This window comes from Nakamurella sp. (genome assembly GCF_044224575.1).
Taxonomy (GTDB): Bacteria; Actinomycetota; Actinomycetes; order Mycobacteriales; family Nakamurellaceae; genus Nakamurella.
In genome coordinates this window covers 458821-478074 of the sequence record NZ_JBGAKE010000001.1, presented here as the reverse complement: position 1 = coordinate 478074, position 19254 = coordinate 458821, and the positions used below count along the sequence as shown (strand labels likewise).

Below are 19254 nucleotides of genomic sequence, written 5' to 3'. Positions count from 1 at the left end.
GGGTGACCCGTGGTTTGTCCGGATCGGCGAGGCGAGGTCGAGGTGCGATGCAGGTGTCCGTTGGCCTGCCGCCCTCTCGCGGCCTGGTGGAGCACGAGGATGACCGGGTGATTCCCGCCGCCGATTCGTCGGCGGCCGCCCTGCTGGAGTTCGATGCCGCGCACGTGTGGCATCCGTACAGTCCGTTGCCCTCGGTCCATCCTCCGTTGCTGGTCCGGTCGGCGGCCGGGGTTCGGGTGCGCCTGGACGACGGCGTCGAGTTGGTGGACGGGATGTCCTCCTGGTGGGCGGCCATCCATGGATACGGCCATCCGGTGCTCAACGCGGCGATCCGCGGGCAGCTGGACTCGATGAGTCACGTCATGTTCGGTGGGCTGACCCACGAGCCGGCGATCGCGCTGGCCCAGCGGCTGGTCCAGATCACGCCGGAGCCGCTGCAGAAGGTCTTCTTCACCGATTCGGGGTCGGTCGCCGTCGAGGTCGCGGCGAAGATGGCCGTGCAGTACTGGCGGGCGGCCGGCCGGGCCGGCAAGCGGAAGTTGGTGACCTGGCGCGGTGGCTATCACGGCGACACCGTGCACCCGATGAGCGTGTGTGACCCGGACGGCGGGATGCATGCATGGTGGGCGGGCCTGCTGCCGGAGCAGGTGTTCGTTTCGGCGCCGCCGGCGGGGTTTGCGGCCCCCGTGGACCCCGCCTACGTCCGCGAATGGGAGCAATGCCTCGCTGCGCACGCAGACGACTCAGCGGCGATCATCGTCGAACCGGTTGTCCAGGGTGCCGGGGGGATGACCTTTCACCACCCGGGGTACCTGCGGATGTTGCGGGAGCTGGCGGATCGTTTCGAGGTGTTGCTGATCTTCGACGAGATTGCCACCGGGTTCGGCCGGACCGGTCAGCTGTTCGCCGCGGATCACGCCGGCATCAGCCCGGACATCATGTGCGTTGGCAAGGCCTTGACCGGCGGATATCTGTCGATGGCGGCAACGTTGTGCACTGCGCCGGTGGCCCAGGTGATCTCGGACGGCGGCGCCGGTGTGCTTGCGCACGGGCCCACGTTCATGGCCAATCCGCTCGCGGCCGCGGTCTCGCTGGCCTCCGTCGACCTGCTGTCGGACGGCCATTGGCGGGCGGACGTCGGACGCATCCAGGCGGGATTGACGGCCGGCCTGGCCGGCCTGGACCGCATGCCCGGCGTCGCGGACGTCCGCGTGCTCGGCGCGATCGGTGTGATCCAGCTGGACCGCGACGTCGATGTGGCCGCGGCGACCCGAGCTGCCGTCGATCTCGGCGTGTGGCTGCGGCCGTTCCGCGACCTGATCTACACCATGCCCCCCTACGTCGCGTCCGACGCCGAGGTAGCGATGATCTGCACCGCGATGAAGGCGGCGGCGACGGCCAGTGTCGCCGCCGGGGCGGGGTAGTGCCGGGCATGGTGTCGACCATCGAAACCCTTGCGCTGGACTGGCTGGCGGATGCGGCCGCCGAACGGATCCGAGCCGGCTTGGATCGGCGGCTGACCCCCAGACCGCCGGCCTCCGGACTGCTGGACCTGGCGTCCAACGATTACCTGGGGCTGTCCACCGATCCGCGGGTCCGAGCGGCCGCGGTGGATGCGGTCCGGGTGTGGGGGACCGGGGCGACCGGTTCTCGCCTCGTCACCGGGTCGACCGAACTGCATCACGAACTCGAACGCGGGCTGGCCGGTCTGGTCGGCGCGCCCCGGGCCGTGGTGTTCTCATCCGGGTACCTGGCCAACATCGGGATGATCACCGCGCTGGCCGGGCCGGACTGCCTGGTGATCTGCGACCGGGCCAACCATGCGTCGTTGATCGACGGCTGCCGGCTGGCCCGCTCCCGGCTCCGGGTCATCCCGCATGCCGACCTCGCCCGGGCCGAGACAATGTTGTCCACCCGGGCCGAGGAGCGGGCTCTGCTGGTGATCGACGCGATCGGCTCCGCCGACGGTGATCTGCTCCCGTTGGCCGATTGGCATCGCCTGGCCCGTCGTCATCGCGCACTGCTGCTGGTCGACGACGCCCACGGGCTGGGCATCCGGGGCGGCGGCCGCGGAGCGGTGGCCGAGGCGGGCATCGCCCATGAGCCGGACGTCGTGACATCGGTGACGCTGTCGAAAGCCCTGGCCGCGCAGGGCGGCGCGGTGCTCGGTGCGCCCGTCGTGATCGACCACCTGATCGCCACGGCCCGGCCGTTCATCTTCGACACCGGGCTGAACCCGGCTGCCGCGGGAGCCGCGCTCGCGGCGGTGGACATCGTTGTCGCCCAGCCGCAGCTGGCCGGCCGGGTACTGGCCAACGCAGCCGAGTTGGCCGAGGCGTGCCGGGTTCCGGCCACCGGCTCCGCGGTCATCCCGGTCGTCGTCGGCGCCGCCGACCGCGCGAGCGGGCTGGCCGCGGCCATCCGCGACCGGGGCATCCACGTCGGTTGCTTCCGGCCCCCGTCGGTCCCGGCGGGTTCCGCGAGGCTGCGGATCACGGCTCGGGCAAACCTGACGGACACCGAGATCGACCGGCTCCGAGCGGCGATGGACGAACTGGCTCCGCGATGGATCTGATGGTGGTCACCGGCACCGGAACCGGGGTCGGCAAGACGGTGACCACCGCCGCGTTGGTCGTCTGCGCACTGCGCGCGCGTCGCAGCGTCGCGGTGGTCAAACCCGTCCAGACCGGCGTCAGCCCGGACGAGCCGGGTGATATGGCGGAGGTGGCCCGGCTCAGCGGCCATGCCGACGTGCATGAGCTCGCCCGCTTCGCCGAACCCTTGGCACCGGCCACGGCCGCCCGGCGGGCCGGGCAGAACGGGCCGGGGACCGCGGAACTGGCCGCCGGGGTGCGCGAGCTCGCCGGACGTGACCTGGTGATCGTGGAGGGCGCCGGCGGCGCCCTGGTCCGGTTCAATTCCCGGGGGGACACCCTGCTGGATCTGGTCGAGGAGCTGGGCGCGGGCCGCACCGTGCGGGTGCTGCTCGTCGTGTCGTCCGGGCTGGGCGTCCTGAACACGGCCGCGCTCACCGCGGAGGCGCTGGCCCGGCGGCGGATCGGGCTGATGGGCGTGGTCGTCGGTGACTGGCCCGACGAGCCCGACCTCGCCTGCCGCTGTAATCTCACCGACCTGAGCGCGTACGCGGGGGCCCCGGTCCTCGGGGTGCTGCCCACCGGCGCCGGCGCGACCGAAGGACCCGACTTCCACGCACTGGCCACCAGATCACTGGCGCCCGCCCTCGGCGGGTCGCTGGACCTGCCGGCGTTCATCGCCGCACACACCGCCCCGCCACCCCATCACCAGGAGCTGACATGACATCCACCGACCACGGCACCGACGTGCTCGACCTGGCCCGCGAGCAGGTCCTGGCCACGGGCGCCGGACTGGGCGAGGCGGACCTGCTGCGGATCCTCCGGCTGCCCGACGAGCACCTGCCGGCGCTGCTCGATCTCGCCCACGAGGTCCGGATGGCCTGGTGCGGTCCGGAGGTCGAGGTGGAGGGCATCATCAGCCTGAAGACCGGTGGGTGCCCGGAGGACTGCCACTTCTGTTCCCAGTCCGGTCAGTTCACCTCGCCGGTGCGCTCGGTGTGGCTGGACATTCCGAGCCTGGTCGAGGCGGCCCGGGAGACCGCGAAGCTCGGGGCCACGGAGTTCTGCATCGTCGCGGCGGTTCGTGGGCCCAATCAGCGACTGATGACCCAGGTCGCCGAGGGCATCGCGGCAATCCGGGAGGCCGTCGACATCAACATCGCCTGCTCGCTCGGCATGCTCACCCAGACCCAGGTCGACGAGCTGGCCGCGATGGGAGTGCATCGCTACAACCACAACCTGGAGACCGCCCGCTCCTACTTCGACCGGGTGGTGACCACCCACACCTGGCAGGAACGCTGGGACACCCTCCGGATGGTCGGCGCGGCCGGGATGGAGGTCTGCTGCGGCGGCATCCTCGGCATGGGCGAGTCGATCGAACAGCGGGCCGAGTTCGCCGCGCAACTCGCCGAGCTCAAGCCCGACGAGGTCCCGATGAACTTCCTCGATCCGCGCCCCGGCACCCCGTTCGCCGATCTGCCGTTGATGGAGTCCGGCGACGCGCTGCGCACGATCGCCGCATTCCGGCTGGCCATGCCGCGGACCATCCTGCGGTTCGCCGGCGGACGCGAGATCACCCTGGGTGACCTGGGCGCCCGGCAGGGCATGCTCGGTGGCATCAACGCCGTCATCGTCGGCAACTACCTGACGACCCTCGGCCGCCCGGCCGAAGCCGACATCGAGCTGCTCGATCAGCTGAAGATGCCGATCAAAGCTCTGTCCGCGGCGCTGTAAAGGGCCACCGTGGACGTCTCTGCGCTTCCCGGGGTGTGCTGCCCATACTGTGGGCGACCCGCCCCACCGGCGGCTGGCACCGACGACGCCGCCCACGCCCGGTGCGGGCAGGCCGCCGCTCACGAGCCGCCCCGCTATTGCGCTCGGTGCGGCCGCCGCATGGTGGTGCAGGTCAACCCGGTGGGATGGTCTGCTCGGTGCGTCCAGCACGGCGAGCTCCGCGGATGACCTCGAGCCGATCGACGGTTCCGGCCGCGCGAGAAGGGGTGGAACACGGCGACGTGACCGGCCGAGGGGGTTGCCCGGTGCTGTTCGACCACGACCGGGGCATGTGGTCCATCTCCGATCCGGCCATGGTTCGTGCGGTGCTGCAGCAACCCGACGTATTCGGCCCGCACAACTCCCTGACCGCCTATCGCGCCCTGACCGTCCGCTCGCTGCGGACCCTGAACCGGGTCGGGTTCGCCCTGCCGGCCGTGCTCGCCAACAATGCCGGGCCGACCCATCGGCGGATCCGGGGGTGCGTGGCGCACTTCCTCGGCGCGGGCCGTGTCGACGCTCTGCAGGACACCGTGATGGCGCTGGTTCGCGCGCAGCTGCCGGCCCTGGGCGGCGCGTTGGCCGGGGGCCGCCCGGCCGATCTGGTCGAGCTGATCGCCGGGCCGGTCCCTGCGCTCACCCTGTTGCGGCTCTTCGGCATCGCCGGGCCGCCGATCGGCACGCTCAAGCAGTGGAGCCGGGACTCCCTCGAGTTATTCTGGGGCGCACCGGATCCCGACCGCCAGGAGGTGCTGGCGAGCCAGGCGGCGGATTTCTACGACTGGTTGCGCGGCCTGGTCGCGGTCGAGCGTCGAACCCCCGGCGACGGGTTGCTCGGGGCGCTGATCGGTCTCGGGCTGACCGATGAGCAGGTGTGCTCCGCGTGCTACTTCCTGCTGATCGCGGGGCAGGAGACCACCACCCAACTGATCTCGACGATGTTCCAGCGGGCGCTGGTGGAGCCACCTCGGTGGGCCGGCTGCGCGGATCCGGATGTCGTCGACGACCTCGTCGAGAACACGCTGACGACGGATTCTCCCGTGCCGACGTGGCGGCGGGTCGTGCGCCGGCCGGTCCGTCTGGGCGGCCACGACCTGGACGTGGGGGCCGAGGTGCTGCTGCGCCTGACGGGCATCGGCGGAGACGCGAGCCTGGCGTTCGGGGTCGGGGTACACCGCTGTCTCGGGGAGCGCCTGGCCACCGCGGAAGCACGCATCGTGGTCCGCGAAACCGCGTCCGCCTTCCCCGGACTGCGGTCGGCGTGCGCGGACCCGCCGATGATCGACCTGCTGTCCTTTCGGGCCCCGGCGCAGGTCTGGGCCGTCCACCGGCCCGACCGCGTCGATCGCAGCGCCGGCAGCGTCCACCCCGCCGGTGATACCGGTGTCGGCGGGTGTCCGGGCCGGGCCGAGCCGATTACCCGGACCCGTCTCGACGCATCGACCAGGCGTCGGTGATCAGTTCGCGCAATCGTCCCTGCCCGACCCGGTCCAACCGGAGCATCACCAGGGCGAACGGCTCGTAGGCGGGGGCGGTGAAGAAGAGCTCGGGCTCGCCGCGGAGCAGGGCCTGCTTCTCCGCCTCGTCGCCGACGTACAGCACGGCGACGTCCGTGCGGATCCGGCGGCCGCGGCCGAACCCCTCCGGGTAGGACCAGACGAAGCCCCGGTTGTTCACCCGGAAATCGAATCCGTCACTGGGGATCTCGACGACGTCGGGCAGCCGCAGGGCGATGCTGCGCACGTCCTCGGCGTCGGCCACGCGGCTCAGGGTACCGGGATGCGGGGACGGCCGAAGGGGGTGCCGGCGGCTCGCCGTCACCCCCTCCTGCGGTCGTTCAGTTGCTGCCGACGGCCTCATGGATGGCCGCGACGACGTCGTGCGGCTTCTCCATGTGGGCCATGTGCCCGGCCCCGTCCACCAGATGCACGGTCGCCCGTCCGTCCAGCGCGGCGGCGTTGGACGCCGGGACGATCCGATCCTCGGCGCCCCACACCACCACCGTCGGCCCGGCGAACGAGGCCTGCGCGGGGGTGACGTCGACCCCGGCGACCAGGGTGGCCGAGAGCGTCGCCAACGCGGCATCCACCCCGTCGATCCGCTTGTACCTGAGCAGGTCGTCGATCAGCTGCCGCTGCACGAGTGACTGGTCGGCGAACAGCTGCAGCAGGTGCGGCTTGAGTTCGCGCCGGGTCTCCGCGGCGGCGAACCCGCGGATGTACTCGGCGTTGATCTCCGGGCCGTAGCCGGCGGGGGAGACCAGCGTCAGCGACGTCACCCGCCCGGCCACCGCCGGATTGCCGGCCACCGCGGTGACCACGGCGCCGCCCATCGAGTGGCCGACCAGGTGCACGGTCGACAGGTTCAGGGCGTCGAGGAACCCGATGACGGTGGCCGCCAACGACTCCACCGTGCCGGCGCCGACGTCCTTGCCGGAGGCGCCGTGTCCGGGCAGGTCGATCGCGTACGTCACCCGGTGGGCGGCGATGGGTTCCTGGACGAACATCCAGGAGTCCTTGTCGCCGCCGTAACCGTGCACGAACACCACCGGCGCGCCGGTGACCGCGTCCTCGGGTTCGAGCACCGCGTAGGCGATCGTCACGCCGCCGACATCGACGGTGCCGAGCCGGGGGCCGGAGTCGTCGACGATGTCGCCGGAGGCCAACTGCTCGCGGGCTTCCGCGAGGGCAGCGTCGATCTCCTCCTGGGGGACGTCGTCGCCCGCAACCAGCGCGATGGTGCCGCCTACCGGCACGTCGACCATCGTCTCCACGACCAGCGCCCGGACCGTCCCCGACCAGGTGGATTCCAATGCGCCGGCGATCTTGTCGGTGTCGATCTCGCAGATGTCCTGGCCCTCGGTCAGTTCATCGCCCTCGCCGACGAACCAGTCGGTCACCTTGCCCGACTCCATCGACAGGCCCCACTTGGGCATGGTGATGCGGGTGATGCGGTCCGTCACTTGACTGGGGGCGCTTTCCTCGACGGTCGTCATCGGATCACCGGGTCCAGTCGGTCACGGTCTTGACCGCGTTGATGACGTCCTGGGCCTGCGGGATGTACAGCTGCTCCAGCGAACCGGCGAACGGCACCGGCACGTGCGGCGGGCTGACCATCTTGATCGGTGCCTTCAGGTCACCGAACGCTTCCGCACACACCTGTGCGCTGATGTCGGTGGCCATGTTGCAGCGCGGGCTCGATTCGTCGACGATCACCAGCCGGCCGGTCTTCTCGACCGATTCCAGGATGGTGTCCAGGTCCAGCGGGCTGGTCGTCCGCGGGTCGATGATCTCCGCCTGGATGCCGGAGGCCTCCAGTTCCGCGGCCGCCTCGACCGCCTTGCTGACCATCCAGCCCATTGCCACGATCGTGACGTCGTCGCCCTCGCGGACCACGTTGGCCTCGCCGAACGGGATGGTGTAGCTCTCCTCCGGGACCGGGCCCGTCACGTCGTACATGGCCTTGTGTTCCAGGAAGATCACCGGGTCGTTGTCCCGGATCGACTGGATCAGCAGGCCTTTCACCTCGTACGGGCTGGACGGCAGGACGACCTTGAGGCCGGGCAGGTGGGTGAAGATCGGGTATAGCGCCTGCGAGTGCTGGGCCGCGGCGGACAGGCCGGCACCGTACATCGCGCGGATGGTGACGGGGGTGACCGCCTTGCCGCCGAACATGTACCGGAACTTGGCCGCCTGGTTCATGATCTGGTCCAGGCAGACACCCATGAAGTCGACGAACATCAATTCGGCAACCGGGCGCAGCCCGCGGGTGGCGGCGCCGACCGCGGCACCGATGAAGCCGGACTCGGTGATCGGGGTGTCCAGCACCCGGTCCGGGAACTTCGGGTAGAGGCCCTTGGTGACGCCGAGAACGCCGCCCCAGGCGTCGTCGTCACCGTCACCGGCCACGCCACCGGCCACGTCCTCGCCCATCACGATGACGCTGGGATCGCGTTCCATCTCCTGCGCGAGGGCCTCGTTGACCGCTTCGCGATAGCTGATCGTGCGTGTTGCCATGATCGTTCTCCTGTCGGGGAGGGTGGTGGCTGGGGAGTCGTTCGGAAGCCGCCGACTCGCCTCATCCGCAGGTTCGGAATCGATCCGGAACCTGCACTTCCGGCGAGCCGGCGTCGTGAGCAGTGACTAGTCAAGGCGCCCGGGCGCAGCTCGGACAAGCCCCCGCGATGAATGGTCCCGGCGGAGCCGGGGCAAGCCCTGCGGCGAGCAGTGGCGGCGAGCAGTGCCTAGTACTTGACGTACACGTCGGTGAGCAGGTCGGCCGCGCCAGGCACGGCGGCGGCCTTGGCCTCGGCCACGGCCTCCTCGATCAGCTGGGCGACCTCGGCGTCGACCTGGTCCAGCTGGGCGTCGGTCAGCCGGCCGGTCTCGGTGACCCGCGCGCGGAAACGCTTGAGGCAGTCCAAGCTCTCGCGGGCGTTGCCGATCTCGTCCTTGGGCCGGTAGGTCTGCTGGTCGCCCTCGAAGTGACCGTAGTAGCGGGTGAGCTTGACCTCGATCAGGGTCGGGCCGCCGCCCTCGCGGGCCCGCCGGATCGCCTCACCGGCCACTTCGTAGACGGCGAAGAAGTCGAAGCCGTCGACGATGACGCCCGGCATGCCGTAGCCGGCGGCACGGTCGGCGATATTGTCCGCCGACACCGACCACTTGGCGGCGGTCGCCTCGGCGTAGCCGTTGTTCTCGGCGACGAAGATCGCCGGCAGGTTCCACACCGACGCCAGGTTCATCGCCTCTGCCGTGGTGCCCTGGTTGGAGGCGCCGTCGCCGAAGAACGCGATGCCCACCCCGCCGTCACCCTTGATCTTGGCGGCCAGCGCGGTGCCGCAGATGAGCGGCGGACCGCCGCCGACGATGCCGTTGGCACCGAGCATGCCCTTGGACAGATCGGCGATGTGCATCGAGCCGCCCTTACCGCGGCAGGAACCGGTGATCTTGCCGAAGATCTCGGCCATCATCGGCTTGATGTCGACGCCCTTGGCGATGCAGTGGCCGTGCCCGCGGTGGGTGGAGGCGATGGTGTCCCGCTCGGCGTCCAGGTGGGCGCAGATGCCGGCCGCGGAGGCCTCCTCGCCCGCGTACAGGTGGACAAAGCCGGGGATGTCGCCGGTGGCGAACTCGTCGTGCACCCGGTCCTCGAACATCCGGATGGACTTCATCGTCCGGTAGGCGTCGAGGAGCCGCTCGGGGGTCAGGCCGTCGTCGACGTCGGTCGATCGATCGAGCGTCTGGGTCATGGTGTCTCCCTTGTCTCGTGCCCGGCGACGTGCCGGGACCTGACTGCTGAGAAAGCGCTAGTGAGTGAGCAGCGCGTGCTGGGTGGTCGAGGCGCGCAGGGCGGCGGGGACGTCGATCACCCGGGGACCGTCGTGCCGCAGCGTGACGGTGACCCGGTCCTGCGGGCCGAACTCGACCTCGCGCTCGCCGTCGACCGCGACGGTGCCCCGGTCCAGCCGCACGGGGTGCGGCCGGTTCGGGACCAGTTCGCCGACCTCGGCGACGCCGACCGGCTGGAGCAGACCCGGCGCCAGCGGGGCGAGGACGGTGTGCCCGGCCGTGACCGGATCGGCCAGCATGACCGCCGCGCCGTGCGCATCGGTGCGGCCGGTCGGCCGCAACCGGCCCACGATCGAGGACAGGCCGATGCCGTGCGGTTCGCCGAACGTGCAGTACAGCTCGCGCAGCGACGTGCCGGTCCACAGTGCCCGGGAGCCGACGTCCATCGCCGTGCTGACGCAGGCGTCCACCAGCGCGACCTCGTGATCGACCCGACCGGAGGCTCGGGTGATCTCGACATGGAGCATCTTGCAGCGGGTCTGCGGAGCGGCGGCCGCCCCGATGGCGATCATGCCGAGGGCCATGCCCGCGACCGTCGCCTCCAGCATGATCGGGAACGCGTTGTTGGTGCCGGTGGACAGGGCGAGCATCGGGGTGTCGCCGAGCCCCGGCACCGCCGCCCGCATGGTGCCGTCGCCCCCGAGCAGCACGACGGCGGCCGAGCACTGCTCGGCCATCACCCGGGCGTAGGCGGTGGTGTCGGCCGCGCCGCCGGTCGGCCGGTCCAATTCCAGGAACTCGACCTTGGGCCAGCGCAGGTGGGCGGTGGAGCGGGCCGTGGTCAGCCGGACCATCTCCCGCTGCACCCCGGCGGCAATCCCGAAGGTGTCGGTGGACAGCAGGACCCGCTCCACCCCGAGCGTGCCGGCGGCCCGCAGGACCCGCAGCACCATGCTGGTCTTCTCGGTGTTCGGGAACACCGAGGCCTGCGACACGATCCGCCGGATGTCCCGACCGGACATGGGATTCGGGATGATGCCGATGGCGCTACCCGGCACCACCGGCAGGTCGTCCCCGTGCTCCAGGATCACCGCTCCCGCCCTCCCCCTCCCCGCGCGGATCATCTACGCCCGCGCGGATCAACTGACCCGAAATGTGAATGGTGCGACAGAAGTCGACGACTTCATCCGCGCACACCCGCTGCCGCGGGGAGGCCAATGGACGCCTTCGGCGACGCCGTAGCCCATCTGGGCTCGCTTCGCTCGCGATCCCCGACGAAGTTGGGGATCAGCGATAGACCATGCCGCCGTCGATGAGCACCGACTGGCCGGTCATGTAGTCCGAGTCCGGCCCGGCCAGATAGGAGACGAAATTAGCCACGTCGTCGGCGGTCTGGGACCGGCCCAGAGCGATGGTGTCGGAGAACTGGGCGAACGTCGCACCCTTCTCCGCTCCAGTGAGATCGGCGAAGCGCTGGTCGATCTCGACCCACATGTCGGTGCCGACCACGCCGGGGCAGTAGGCGTTGACGGTGATGCCGAACGGCGCGTACTCCTTGGCCGCGGCCTGGGTCAGCCCGCGAACCGCGAACTTGGTGGCGCAGTACACGCCCAGCATCGCGAAGCCGTCATGGCCGGCGATGGACGCCGCATTGATAATCTTGCCGCTGTTCTTGGCGCCCTGGCCGCCGGTGGTCGCGCCGCGCTGCTTGAACTTCGCGGCCGCCGCCTGGATGCCCCAGAGCACGCCCTCGACGTTGACCGCAAGGATCTTCGAGACCTCCTCCGGCGTCACATCGTCGATCGGGTTGACCTGGGCGATGCCGGCATTGTTGATCATGATGTCGAAACCGCCCAGCGCGGACTCGGCGTGGTCGACGGCGGCATACACCTGGGACCGGTCGGTGACGTCGGCGGCGAAGACGGTGGCCTTCCGGCCCAGGGCGCTGACCTCGTCGGCGACGTCCTGCATCGTCGTGCCCTCGCGGTCGACGATGGCGATGTCGGCGCCGTCCCTGGCCAGGCGCAGGGCGATGCCCCGGCCGATGCCGCGCGCGCCCCCGGTGATCAGGGCAACCTTGCCGTCAATGCTCATGTGCTGATGGTCCTTTCGGAGTGGACGAACTGATGTGCCGGCGTGCGCGGATCATCTGGCCGGCAATGGGACTGATGTGACAGAAGTCGGCCACTTCGGCCGCGCCGGCGTCGATGATCCGCGCGGGAGAGGGGTCAGGGGTGGACGAGGATCTTGACGTTCTCGGCCTTGTGGTCGATCAGTTCGCGGAAGCCGCCCTCGACGATGTCGTCCACCGCGATCTTGCCGGTAATGAACTGCGCGGCGTCGACCTTGCCGTCCTGCAGCAGCTTGATGGTCGGTTCGTGGTCGTTGCAGTAGGCCAGCGACCCGATCACCGACACCTCGTTGAAGACAAGATCGTTCATCGCCACGGTGGCCTCGTGGCCCCAGATGGCGACGTTGACGACGGTTCCGCCGCCCTTGGTGCCCTTGATCGCCTGGGCGGTCGCGCCGTTGAAGCCGGCACACTCGAAGGAGACGTCGGTGCCGACGCCACCGGTGAGATCCTTGATCGCGGTGACGATGTCGGTTTCGGTCGGGTCCAGCACCGTGGTCGCACCGGCCGCCTTCGCCTTGACCTTGCGGACCTCGGCCGGCTCCACCACGATCACGTTCTCGATGCCCTGCGCCTTCAGTGCGGCGACGGTCACCAGGCCGATCGGTCCGGACCCGTAGACGGTCGCGCTGTCGCCGGGGCGGGCCTTGGACAGCCGGACCGCGTGGTACGCGACGGCGAGCGGCTCGATCAACGCGCCGATGTCCGTACCCAGGTCGCCGATCGAGAAGGTGCGCTTGGCGTCGGCCACGACGTAGTCGGAGAAACCTCCGCCGCCCCCGGACAGGCCGATGAAGCCCAGCGTGTCGCAGACGTTGTAGATGCCGGCCTTGCAGCGGGCGCAGGTGCCGCAGGTGATGTACGGCTCGACGACGACCCGCTCGCCGATGGACACGTTGGTCACGCCGTCACCGACATCGGCGACGATGCCGGCGAACTCGTGACCCAGACACACCGGTACGGTCTCGCCGGTGAGCGGGTGCGGGGCTCCCGCCGGTGGCGCGAAGATCGGTCCGTCCAGGTACTCGTGCAGATCGGTGCCGCAGATGCCGCACCATTCGATCTTGACCTTGACAGTCCCCGGGCGGACGGCCGGTTCCGGGATGTCCTCGATCCGGATGTCCTTGTTCCCGTAGTACATCGCTGCCTTCATCGGCGGGCGTTCCTTCCTGAAACGGGAGACGACCGGGGCGGACCGGCCGGCCGGATGAGTCCGGCTCGGCCGCTCGGCATGTGCTCCCGGTCACGGTGTATCGGAAGGGTAGGGCGGCGAGGGTGGCAGCGGGGTTGCAGCCGTTGCGGCGGCAGGGTGGGCTCCGTACCGGCACGCCAGGGCCGCGCCGACGTCAGGGCGCCGACGTCAGCGTGTGGACGTCGGTGACGTCGACCCGCCGCGCAGCCGCCAGTGCTGGTGAGTCGGGTACTCGACCGCGCCCCGCGCGGCCGTCAGCGACGCGGGACCGGCGCGCGGACGCTCCGGGTGGCCGGCATCGCCACCGCCACCGGCCGGCCGCGACCGGCTCCGGCGCCGCGACCGGCTCCGGCGCCGCCGCCGAACTCCCGGTCGATCCGGCGCAGCCGGGCGGCCAGGTAGGCGCGATCCTTGTCCGCGGCCGGCAGCCGGGACAGCAGCAGCCGGATCGCCTGCGGATCCATGGCTCCGGTGTCCGTCTCGATCCACCGGCGCAAGTGGGCCACGCCGGGCGCGGACAGGACCGAGTGCCGCAACGATTCCGTTAGCTCGTCGCGCAGCAACTCGATCGACAGGACGCTGGAGCGGGGGAGCAACGGCCCGGAATACGACTCCAGGGCGGCGGTCAGATTGCCGGCCCGAATCTGCCGGGTGACCTGCAGGAAGTCGGCGGTCACGACCAGATCGGGGTCCAGGGTGTACGGGTTCGACCGGACGCATCCGTCGAGAACCGCTCGAATCCGGTGCATCTCGGCGCGCACGGTGGTGCGGACACCGTCGTCGCCGTAGATCTCTCCGGCCAGTTCGTCGGCGGTCAAGCCCCTGGGGTTGGTGGCCAACAGGGTGAGGATCTCGGCACGGCGCTGCGACAGGGCCACCTCTCGGCCATCGACCATGGCGGTCGGTTCGCCGGCCCCGAGGAAGCGCAGGTCGAGGGTGTGCCGGTGCCGGGTTGTCGCGACCCTGGGCAGCTCGACGAGAAGGTACTCACCCCGGGGTTCGGCCGGCAGCTCGGACCCGTCCGGCAGGCTCAGCCGTCCGGTCCGGCGGGCCTGCCCGACGGCCCCGGGAGTCAGGCCGGGCAGGCTCCCGAGCAGGGAGCGGCCGCCGGGAGAGAGCAGGGCGATCCCGTCCAGCGCCTGATGCTGCCGGCGCACGAGATCCCGGGCCCGCTCGTCGGCCTCCTGACGGGCGTTGCGCAGCTTCTCGTGGACGAGCGCGGCACCGCAGCGGACCAACGCCAGCGCGTCCGCGTTCGCGCTTCGGTACGGCCCGGAGATGTCGAGCACGCCCAGCAGGGTGCGGGTCTCCGGGTCGTACACCGGGGCGGCGCTGCACACCCAATTGTGGTGGCTGCGGACGAGGTGCTCGGCGGAGAAGACCTGATTCGCCCGGCCCTCCACCACGGCGTTGCCGATCGCGTTGGTGCCCACCGCGTCCTCCGACCAGCGGGCCCCTTCGACGAATTCGAGGCTCTCGGCCAGCCGGATGACGTCGCGTGAACCGACCCGCCAGAGCACCTCGCCGGCCGCCGAGGCGATGACCATGATGTGGTTGCCCGCCACCGAGTCGTCGGCGAGCAGGCCGGCCAGAGCGGGCACATACGGTGACAGCGGGTGCTCGTTGCGGAGCCGGCGGATCTCCAGGATCTCGTGCAGCCGGGGTGGGCGTTGACCGTCCGGATCGACTCCGGCGGCCAGCGACCGCTCCCAGGAACTCTGGATGCGACCGGACACGCTCGGATCCACGGATCCGGAGAGCACCTTGTCGTACGCGACGCGCAGCTTGCGGGCCCGGTCGTCCGGATCCATGAATGCATTGCGGGCCCGATGACGCAGCTCGCCGTCGTGCGCGTCCGGACCGAGGATGTGGCCGAGCGCGTCGACCGACCCCCGATGGGGGCCGGATATCGCCGACCGATCAGTCATGCGCGGTCCTCACATCTCGCAGGGATGTCGTAGTTCCACGCTCTGAAACCCATTCGAATCGGACGAACGGGACCGTGCGCGGCGCTGCGCTGCTCCCATGGTGGTCCGGGTCGGGGCGGTCGGCAAGAGGGCATTCGGTGGCCATGCTGCAACCCGGCCACCTTCGCGGCGAAACCGGCTGACCGGCAGCAGATATGGGGTGAAGGCGGATTGGTCGCCGGGCGTCGGAACGCGCCCGGATGCAACCCCTGTGCAACCTGTGCGGGCGGCCGGTGCCACCCGGTGACAGCTGCACCATTTCATAGCTTTGGTGCTTCTAGTCCGGATCGCCGTCCTGCGGTCCAGTCGACCGCCCGATCGGGCCGTCCCAGCCCCAACGGGGCATCGACAGGCCGTCGGGGATGCGATCGCGGTCATCGTGGGCGAGAACCCGGTCCACGGCCCACACCATGTACTCGTGCATGGCCCGGCGAAAGGCCGGGTCGGCCGGCAACGGGACGTCATCCATCGCGCCGTCGAAGCAGGCGACGAACCGGCGGCCGAGGTCCGACATGTCCCCGTTGCCCGAATGCATCCGCAGCACCGAGGTCTCGCTGCCGTCGGCCGCCGAGAACCTCGGCGGCCCGCCCAGCACCTGCGCCCAGTAGGCGGCCAGCCGCTCCACGTGCTGCGGATGCTGGCCCGGGTGCGAGAAGGGATGGTTGAGTTCCGGGTCGTCCAGGCACCGGCGATGATGCGATCGGGCCAGCGCCAGGAACGCGGAGTCACCGCCGGCGAACTCGAACAGGGTGGGTCGCATTCCCCATCGTGCCCCCGGAACGAACCGGATGTCCGAAACGGTGCCGGGAGCGCCGTTCAGCGCAGCGCGCCGGCCGCCCAGGTCCGGTAGCCGCCGTCCAGGTTGGCCACGTCCCGGCCGAGCTGGCCGAGCAGCCGGCCCGCGGTGTGCCCGCGCTGACCGACGGCGCAGGTCACGATGACCGGTCCGGCGGGGATTTCGGCAGCCCGGATCCGGAGCTCGTCGAGCGGGATGTTGACCGACTTCGGAATGGCGCCGTCGGCGAATTCCGCGGGGCTTCGCACGTCGACCAGCGTGGTTCCGTCCTCGATCGCCCGATCGACCTCGTGCCATTGCACGGTGCGCTCGCCGCCGGCCAGGTTGTCCGCGATCATGCCGAGCATGGTGACCGGGTCCTTGGCCGAGCCGAACTGGGGCGCGTAGGCGAGCTCCAGGTCGGCCAGGTCCGCCGCGGTCAGCCCGCCGCGCATGGCCGTGGAGATGACATCGATCCGCTTGTCCACTCCGTGCCCGCCGACGCCCTGCGCGCCGAGGATGGCGTCGGTATCCGGGTCGACGAGCAGCTTGAGGGCCATCGGCTCGGCCCCCGGGTAGTAGCCCGCGTGGTTCGCCGGGTGGGTGTGGATCGCCCGGAAGCGATGACCGAGCGCCCGCAGTCGCTTCTCGTTGCTCCCGGTGGCCGCGGCCGTCATCCCGAAGACACCGACGACAGCGGTGCCCAACGCTGGGCGGGCCCTGGTGCTGCGCCCGCCGATGACGTCGGCGACCAGCCGGCCGTGCCGGTTGGCGGTGTTCGCCAACGGAACGAGCGTCTCGCCGCCGGTCAGCGCGTCAATCTTCTCGGCGACGTCGCCGACCGCGAAGATGTGCGGGTCGGAGGTGCGCTGGTGATCGTCGACGACGACCCCGCCGCGCCCGCCGACGGCCAGGCCGGCATCCCTGGCCAGCGTCGACTCGGGCCGCACCCCGATCGCCGCGATCACGACATCGGCGGGGAGGACGCCACCGTCGTCCAGGCGGACCGCGCCCGATTCGATGGCGGTGGCGCCGACCCCGGAGCGGATCCGGATGCCGTGCCGGCGCAGGTGCTCGGCGACCGGTGCGGCCATCTCCGGATCGAGCGGCGCGAGGATCTGATCCGCGAGTTCGACGATGGTGACGGCGATCCCGCGCTGGCCAAGGTTCTCGGCGAGTTCGAGGCCGATAAACCCGCCACCGAGGATGACGGCCGTCGCGGCGGTGTCCAGACTCGCTGCGATCGCATCCATGTCGGCCAGATCGCGGAGCACGTGAGCCTGGTCGACGCCAGGGATCGGCGGCCGCACGGGTGCCGCCCCGGTGGCGAGAACGAGCTCGTCGTAGGCAATTTCGACCGTCTCATCGGTGCTCCGGTTCCGCACCGTGACGGTCCGACCCGCCCGGTCGATCCGCTGGACCTCGTGCCGGACCCGGACGTCGAGCCGGAACCGGTCGCGCAGCCCCTCGGGAGACTGCAGCAGCAGGTCGTCGCGGTCCGCGATGGCGCCACCGAGGTGATAGGGCAGGCCGCAGTTGGCGAACGAGACATGGTCGCCCCGCTCCAGCACCAGGATCTCCCGCGATTCGTCGTTGCGGCGCAGCCTGGTCGCGGCCGACATGCCGGCGGCCACCCCGCCGACGATGACGGTCCGGTGCGCTCGGGTGGTGGCCACCTCAGCTCCGCCGTCCGAACAGCCCGGCAAACATTCCCTTACTGCTCTTGGTCTCGGCGCTGCAGGTGCAGCGATCGGTGCGGGGCACGGATGCCATCACCGCATCGACGTGCTGGCCGCAACCGGCCCAGGTCGTCTTGCCACAGGTCTTGCAGGCCACTGCCCGGCACATGTGATTTTCCCGCCTCTCCTATACCCCACTGGGTATATGAACAATCGTAGCCGGCGCCGCGCGACGCGCCAGGCACCGTGCGGGTCACACGCCCAGGGCTGCCCGGGCGAGCCTGATCGCGTCCGCCGACACGGGCGTTTCCGGCGGCTCGGGCCACGTCAGGCGGCGCGGCAGCAGTTGCAGGTATTCCAGAACGATCGAGGTGCCCCACATCATGTGGTAGGCACTCCGGTCACTGAGCGCGTCCCCGCCTCCGTCCCGCCACCCGACCGCGGACAGGCCTTCGCGCACGAGTTCCGCCCTCGCCTGCTTGGGTAGTCCGGCGGCCACCGCAAGCAGGAACAGGGTGCCGGCCTGACGCCCGCATTCGGCCTCGGGCCCGCGACTCGTCGTCGCGACCGGTAGGACGGTGACCATGTGCCGCCACAGCAGATCCGGGTGGGTGCGGGCGCGGGTGCCGGCCTTGGTCACCAGCAGCCGCCCGTTCGCCTTCCGCAGCAGGCCCAGGTGCTGCGCCGACTCCCGGAAGTGGAGTACCTCGGGGAGGTGGTGCTCGCGGTTGGTCGAGGCGTTCCATTGGTCGTTCAGCTCGAGTGCATCGACGGTCTCACTGACCAGGGCCGGCGGTAGGTAGCCGGCCGCGGTGAGTTTCACGCCTTCGTCGCCGATCCGGTTGAGCAGCCAACGGTAATGAGCACCGAACGTCTCGGGTTCCGCTGCGTTTACGGAGGGCGGCGGCGCGGCAAGGGCGTCCAGCGCCTCCCCGATCGACGACGGCACATGCACGCGGGCGAGCAACTCACCGAGGGGTGAGTCCGGGTCGATCACCGGCGCGCGCAGCCCGCCGACGACGCTCAGCGCACCGTTCACCGCGTCCACGTCGAAGCGGCCGGGGTCGAAGTCCTCGCCGGCCCACGTGCGCATGTGGTCGTACTCGGGATCATCCGGGTCGGCCAGCACCCTGAGCAGCTCGGCGTAACCCCCGGTCCCACCGCAGTCCTCGGGCGGGCACGCCCGCGCGCCGTCCAGGCAATGCGCGGGGTCGTTCGGTGCGCGGTCCAGCACCGCCTCCAGATCGAGGGTGTGTGACCAACTGTCGCCGAAGTCGTACTCGTAGTGCAGGCGCTCGCCCGGTTCGACGAGCACCTCGTCCAGCCGCACCCGCCGCTCGTCGACGCCGACCACGTCCTCGTCGAAGGCCGATGGCATGACGTAGTTCTCCGCGTGCGGACGGTGCACTTCATCGCCACTGGCAAACTGGTGCAGGTGGTAATCGTCCCAGCCCATCACCACCTGCAGCACGTGGTGGACGCGGTCGAGGAACAGGTTGCTCGCGATGTCGAGGCGCCGCCAGACCGGCGGCTCGGCCCCGGTGAGTTCGACGCGGACCCGGTAGGTGACGACGTCCTCCCGACGGGGGCGGCGGCGTGACTCCGGAACGGCTTGCAGGTGTCCGCCGACGCGGTGGTTCCTTGGCTGCGGCACCGGCGCAGACTACCCGGCGGGCGCGGTGCGGTGGGATGATCCGGGCCGATGAGGATGTTTCGGGCATCGATCCACCGGCCGCACGCGGCGGTGGATGCCTCACGGCCCCACACGGCGGTGGCTGATCCGGGCCGGTTGGCGTTCGGACCCTGGCGGCGGCCGCCGAGACCGTGAGTGGCACGGGTGCTCTTGGGTGGG

Annotated in this window: 16 protein-coding genes; 5 read left to right on the top strand and 11 right to left on the bottom strand. The window is 70.6% G+C overall.

What is annotated here, in order from left to right; all coding sequences use genetic code 11:
* The first annotated feature begins 47 nt into the window (after positions 1-47).
* The 5 genes from ACILSK_RS02200 (at position 48) to ACILSK_RS02180 (ending at position 5824) form a co-directional block, all read left to right on the top strand.
* A complete protein-coding gene (locus ACILSK_RS02200; RefSeq protein WP_395725453.1) occupies positions 48-1424 on the top strand; it encodes an adenosylmethionine--8-amino-7-oxononanoate transaminase in 1377 nt (458 codons plus the stop codon).
* A gap of 8 nt (positions 1425-1432) precedes the next feature.
* Positions 1433-2575, top strand: coding sequence for an 8-amino-7-oxononanoate synthase (locus ACILSK_RS02195; protein WP_395725452.1), 1143 nt, complete (start codon positions 1433-1435; stop codon positions 2573-2575).
* Entirely contained in the window at positions 2566-3318 is a 753-nt protein-coding gene (bioD, locus tag ACILSK_RS02190) for a dethiobiotin synthase (protein ID WP_395725451.1), read from the top strand. Before ACILSK_RS02195 ends, bioD begins: the two co-directional genes overlap by 10 nt.
* A complete protein-coding gene (gene bioB / locus ACILSK_RS02185) occupies positions 3315-4328 on the top strand; it encodes a biotin synthase BioB (RefSeq protein ID WP_395725450.1) in 1014 nt (337 codons plus the stop codon). The genes bioD and bioB overlap by 4 nt, the downstream gene beginning before the upstream one ends.
* Positions 4329-4552: 224 nt before the next feature.
* Positions 4553-5824, top strand: coding sequence for a cytochrome P450 (locus ACILSK_RS02180; RefSeq protein ID WP_395725449.1), 1272 nt, complete (start codon positions 4553-4555; stop codon positions 5822-5824).
* On the opposite strand, the gene ACILSK_RS02175 is transcribed toward ACILSK_RS02180, so the two are convergent.
* The 11 genes from ACILSK_RS02175 to ACILSK_RS02125 all read right to left on the bottom strand — a co-directional run bounded on the left by ACILSK_RS02175 (position 5784) and on the right by ACILSK_RS02125 (position 19056).
* Positions 5784-6128, bottom strand: a complete 345-nt coding sequence (locus ACILSK_RS02175; protein WP_395725448.1) for an MmcQ/YjbR family DNA-binding protein — start codon at positions 6126-6128, stop codon at positions 5784-5786. The genes ACILSK_RS02180 and ACILSK_RS02175 overlap by 41 nt on opposite strands.
* Before the next feature lie 76 nt (positions 6129-6204).
* Positions 6205-7362: an acetoin dehydrogenase dihydrolipoyllysine-residue acetyltransferase subunit gene (locus tag ACILSK_RS02170; protein ID WP_395725447.1), complete on the bottom strand. Its 1158-nt coding sequence runs from the start codon at positions 7360-7362 to the stop codon at positions 6205-6207.
* 4 nt (positions 7363-7366) lie between these two features.
* Positions 7367-8383: an alpha-ketoacid dehydrogenase subunit beta gene (locus tag ACILSK_RS02165; protein ID WP_395725446.1), complete on the bottom strand. Its 1017-nt coding sequence runs from the start codon at positions 8381-8383 to the stop codon at positions 7367-7369.
* Positions 8384-8610: 227 nt separating this feature from the next.
* On the bottom strand, positions 8611-9618 hold the full coding sequence (locus ACILSK_RS02160; RefSeq protein ID WP_395725445.1) for a thiamine pyrophosphate-dependent dehydrogenase E1 component subunit alpha: 1008 nt from the start codon (positions 9616-9618) through the stop codon (positions 8611-8613).
* 57 nt (positions 9619-9675) lie between these two features.
* Complete coding sequence (locus ACILSK_RS02155; RefSeq protein ID WP_395725444.1) at positions 9676-10749, bottom strand: ATP-NAD kinase family protein; 1074 nt, start codon at positions 10747-10749, stop codon at positions 9676-9678.
* A 196-nt stretch (positions 10750-10945) separates the two neighbouring features.
* Positions 10946-11752: an acetoin reductase gene (locus tag ACILSK_RS02150; RefSeq protein WP_395725443.1), complete on the bottom strand. Its 807-nt coding sequence runs from the start codon at positions 11750-11752 to the stop codon at positions 10946-10948.
* A 134-nt stretch (positions 11753-11886) separates the two neighbouring features.
* Complete coding sequence (locus ACILSK_RS02145) at positions 11887-12942, bottom strand: 2,3-butanediol dehydrogenase (protein ID WP_395725442.1); 1056 nt, start codon at positions 12940-12942, stop codon at positions 11887-11889.
* 293 nt (positions 12943-13235) lie between these two features.
* Positions 13236-14909, bottom strand: coding sequence for a transcriptional regulator (locus tag ACILSK_RS02140; RefSeq protein ID WP_395725441.1), 1674 nt, complete (start codon positions 14907-14909; stop codon positions 13236-13238).
* 316 nt (positions 14910-15225) lie between these two features.
* Entirely contained in the window at positions 15226-15708 is a 483-nt protein-coding gene (locus ACILSK_RS02135) for a group II truncated hemoglobin (protein ID WP_395725440.1), read from the bottom strand.
* A gap of 56 nt (positions 15709-15764) precedes the next feature.
* A complete protein-coding gene (locus ACILSK_RS02130) occupies positions 15765-17399 on the bottom strand; it encodes an FAD-dependent oxidoreductase (RefSeq protein WP_395725439.1) in 1635 nt (544 codons plus the stop codon).
* Positions 17400-17655: 256 nt separating this feature from the next.
* Positions 17656-19056, bottom strand: a complete 1401-nt coding sequence (locus ACILSK_RS02125; protein ID WP_395725438.1) for a plasmid pRiA4b ORF-3 family protein — start codon at positions 19054-19056, stop codon at positions 17656-17658.
* Positions 19057-19254 lie beyond the last annotated feature (198 nt).

Bases quoted from the DNA above. Each gene is read 5' to 3' on its own strand.
- ACILSK_RS02200 (WP_395725453.1), top strand. From the start codon at position 48: ATGCAGGTGTCCGTTGGCCTGCCGCCCTCTCGCGGCCTGGTGGAGCAC.
- ACILSK_RS02195 (WP_395725452.1), top strand. From the start codon at position 1,433: ATGGTGTCGACCATCGAAACCCTTGCGCTGGACTGGCTGGCGGATGCG.
- bioD (WP_395725451.1), top strand. From the start codon at position 2,566: ATGGATCTGATGGTGGTCACCGGCACCGGAACCGGGGTCGGCAAGACG.
- bioB (WP_395725450.1), top strand. From the start codon at position 3,315: ATGACATCCACCGACCACGGCACCGACGTGCTCGACCTGGCCCGCGAG.
- ACILSK_RS02180 (WP_395725449.1), top strand. From the start codon at position 4,553: ATGACCTCGAGCCGATCGACGGTTCCGGCCGCGCGAGAAGGGGTGGAA.
- ACILSK_RS02170 (WP_395725447.1), bottom strand. From the start codon at position 7,362: ATGACGACCGTCGAGGAAAGCGCCCCCAGTCAAGTGACGGACCGCATC.
- ACILSK_RS02165 (WP_395725446.1), bottom strand. From the start codon at position 8,383: ATGGCAACACGCACGATCAGCTATCGCGAAGCGGTCAACGAGGCCCTC.
- ACILSK_RS02160 (WP_395725445.1), bottom strand. From the start codon at position 9,618: ATGACCCAGACGCTCGATCGATCGACCGACGTCGACGACGGCCTGACC.
- ACILSK_RS02150 (WP_395725443.1), bottom strand. From the start codon at position 11,752: ATGAGCATTGACGGCAAGGTTGCCCTGATCACCGGGGGCGCGCGCGGC.
- ACILSK_RS02145 (WP_395725442.1), bottom strand. From the start codon at position 12,942: ATGAAGGCAGCGATGTACTACGGGAACAAGGACATCCGGATCGAGGAC.
- ACILSK_RS02140 (WP_395725441.1), bottom strand. From the start codon at position 14,909: ATGACTGATCGGTCGGCGATATCCGGCCCCCATCGGGGGTCGGTCGAC.
- ACILSK_RS02135 (WP_395725440.1), bottom strand. From the start codon at position 15,708: ATGCGACCCACCCTGTTCGAGTTCGCCGGCGGTGACTCCGCGTTCCTG.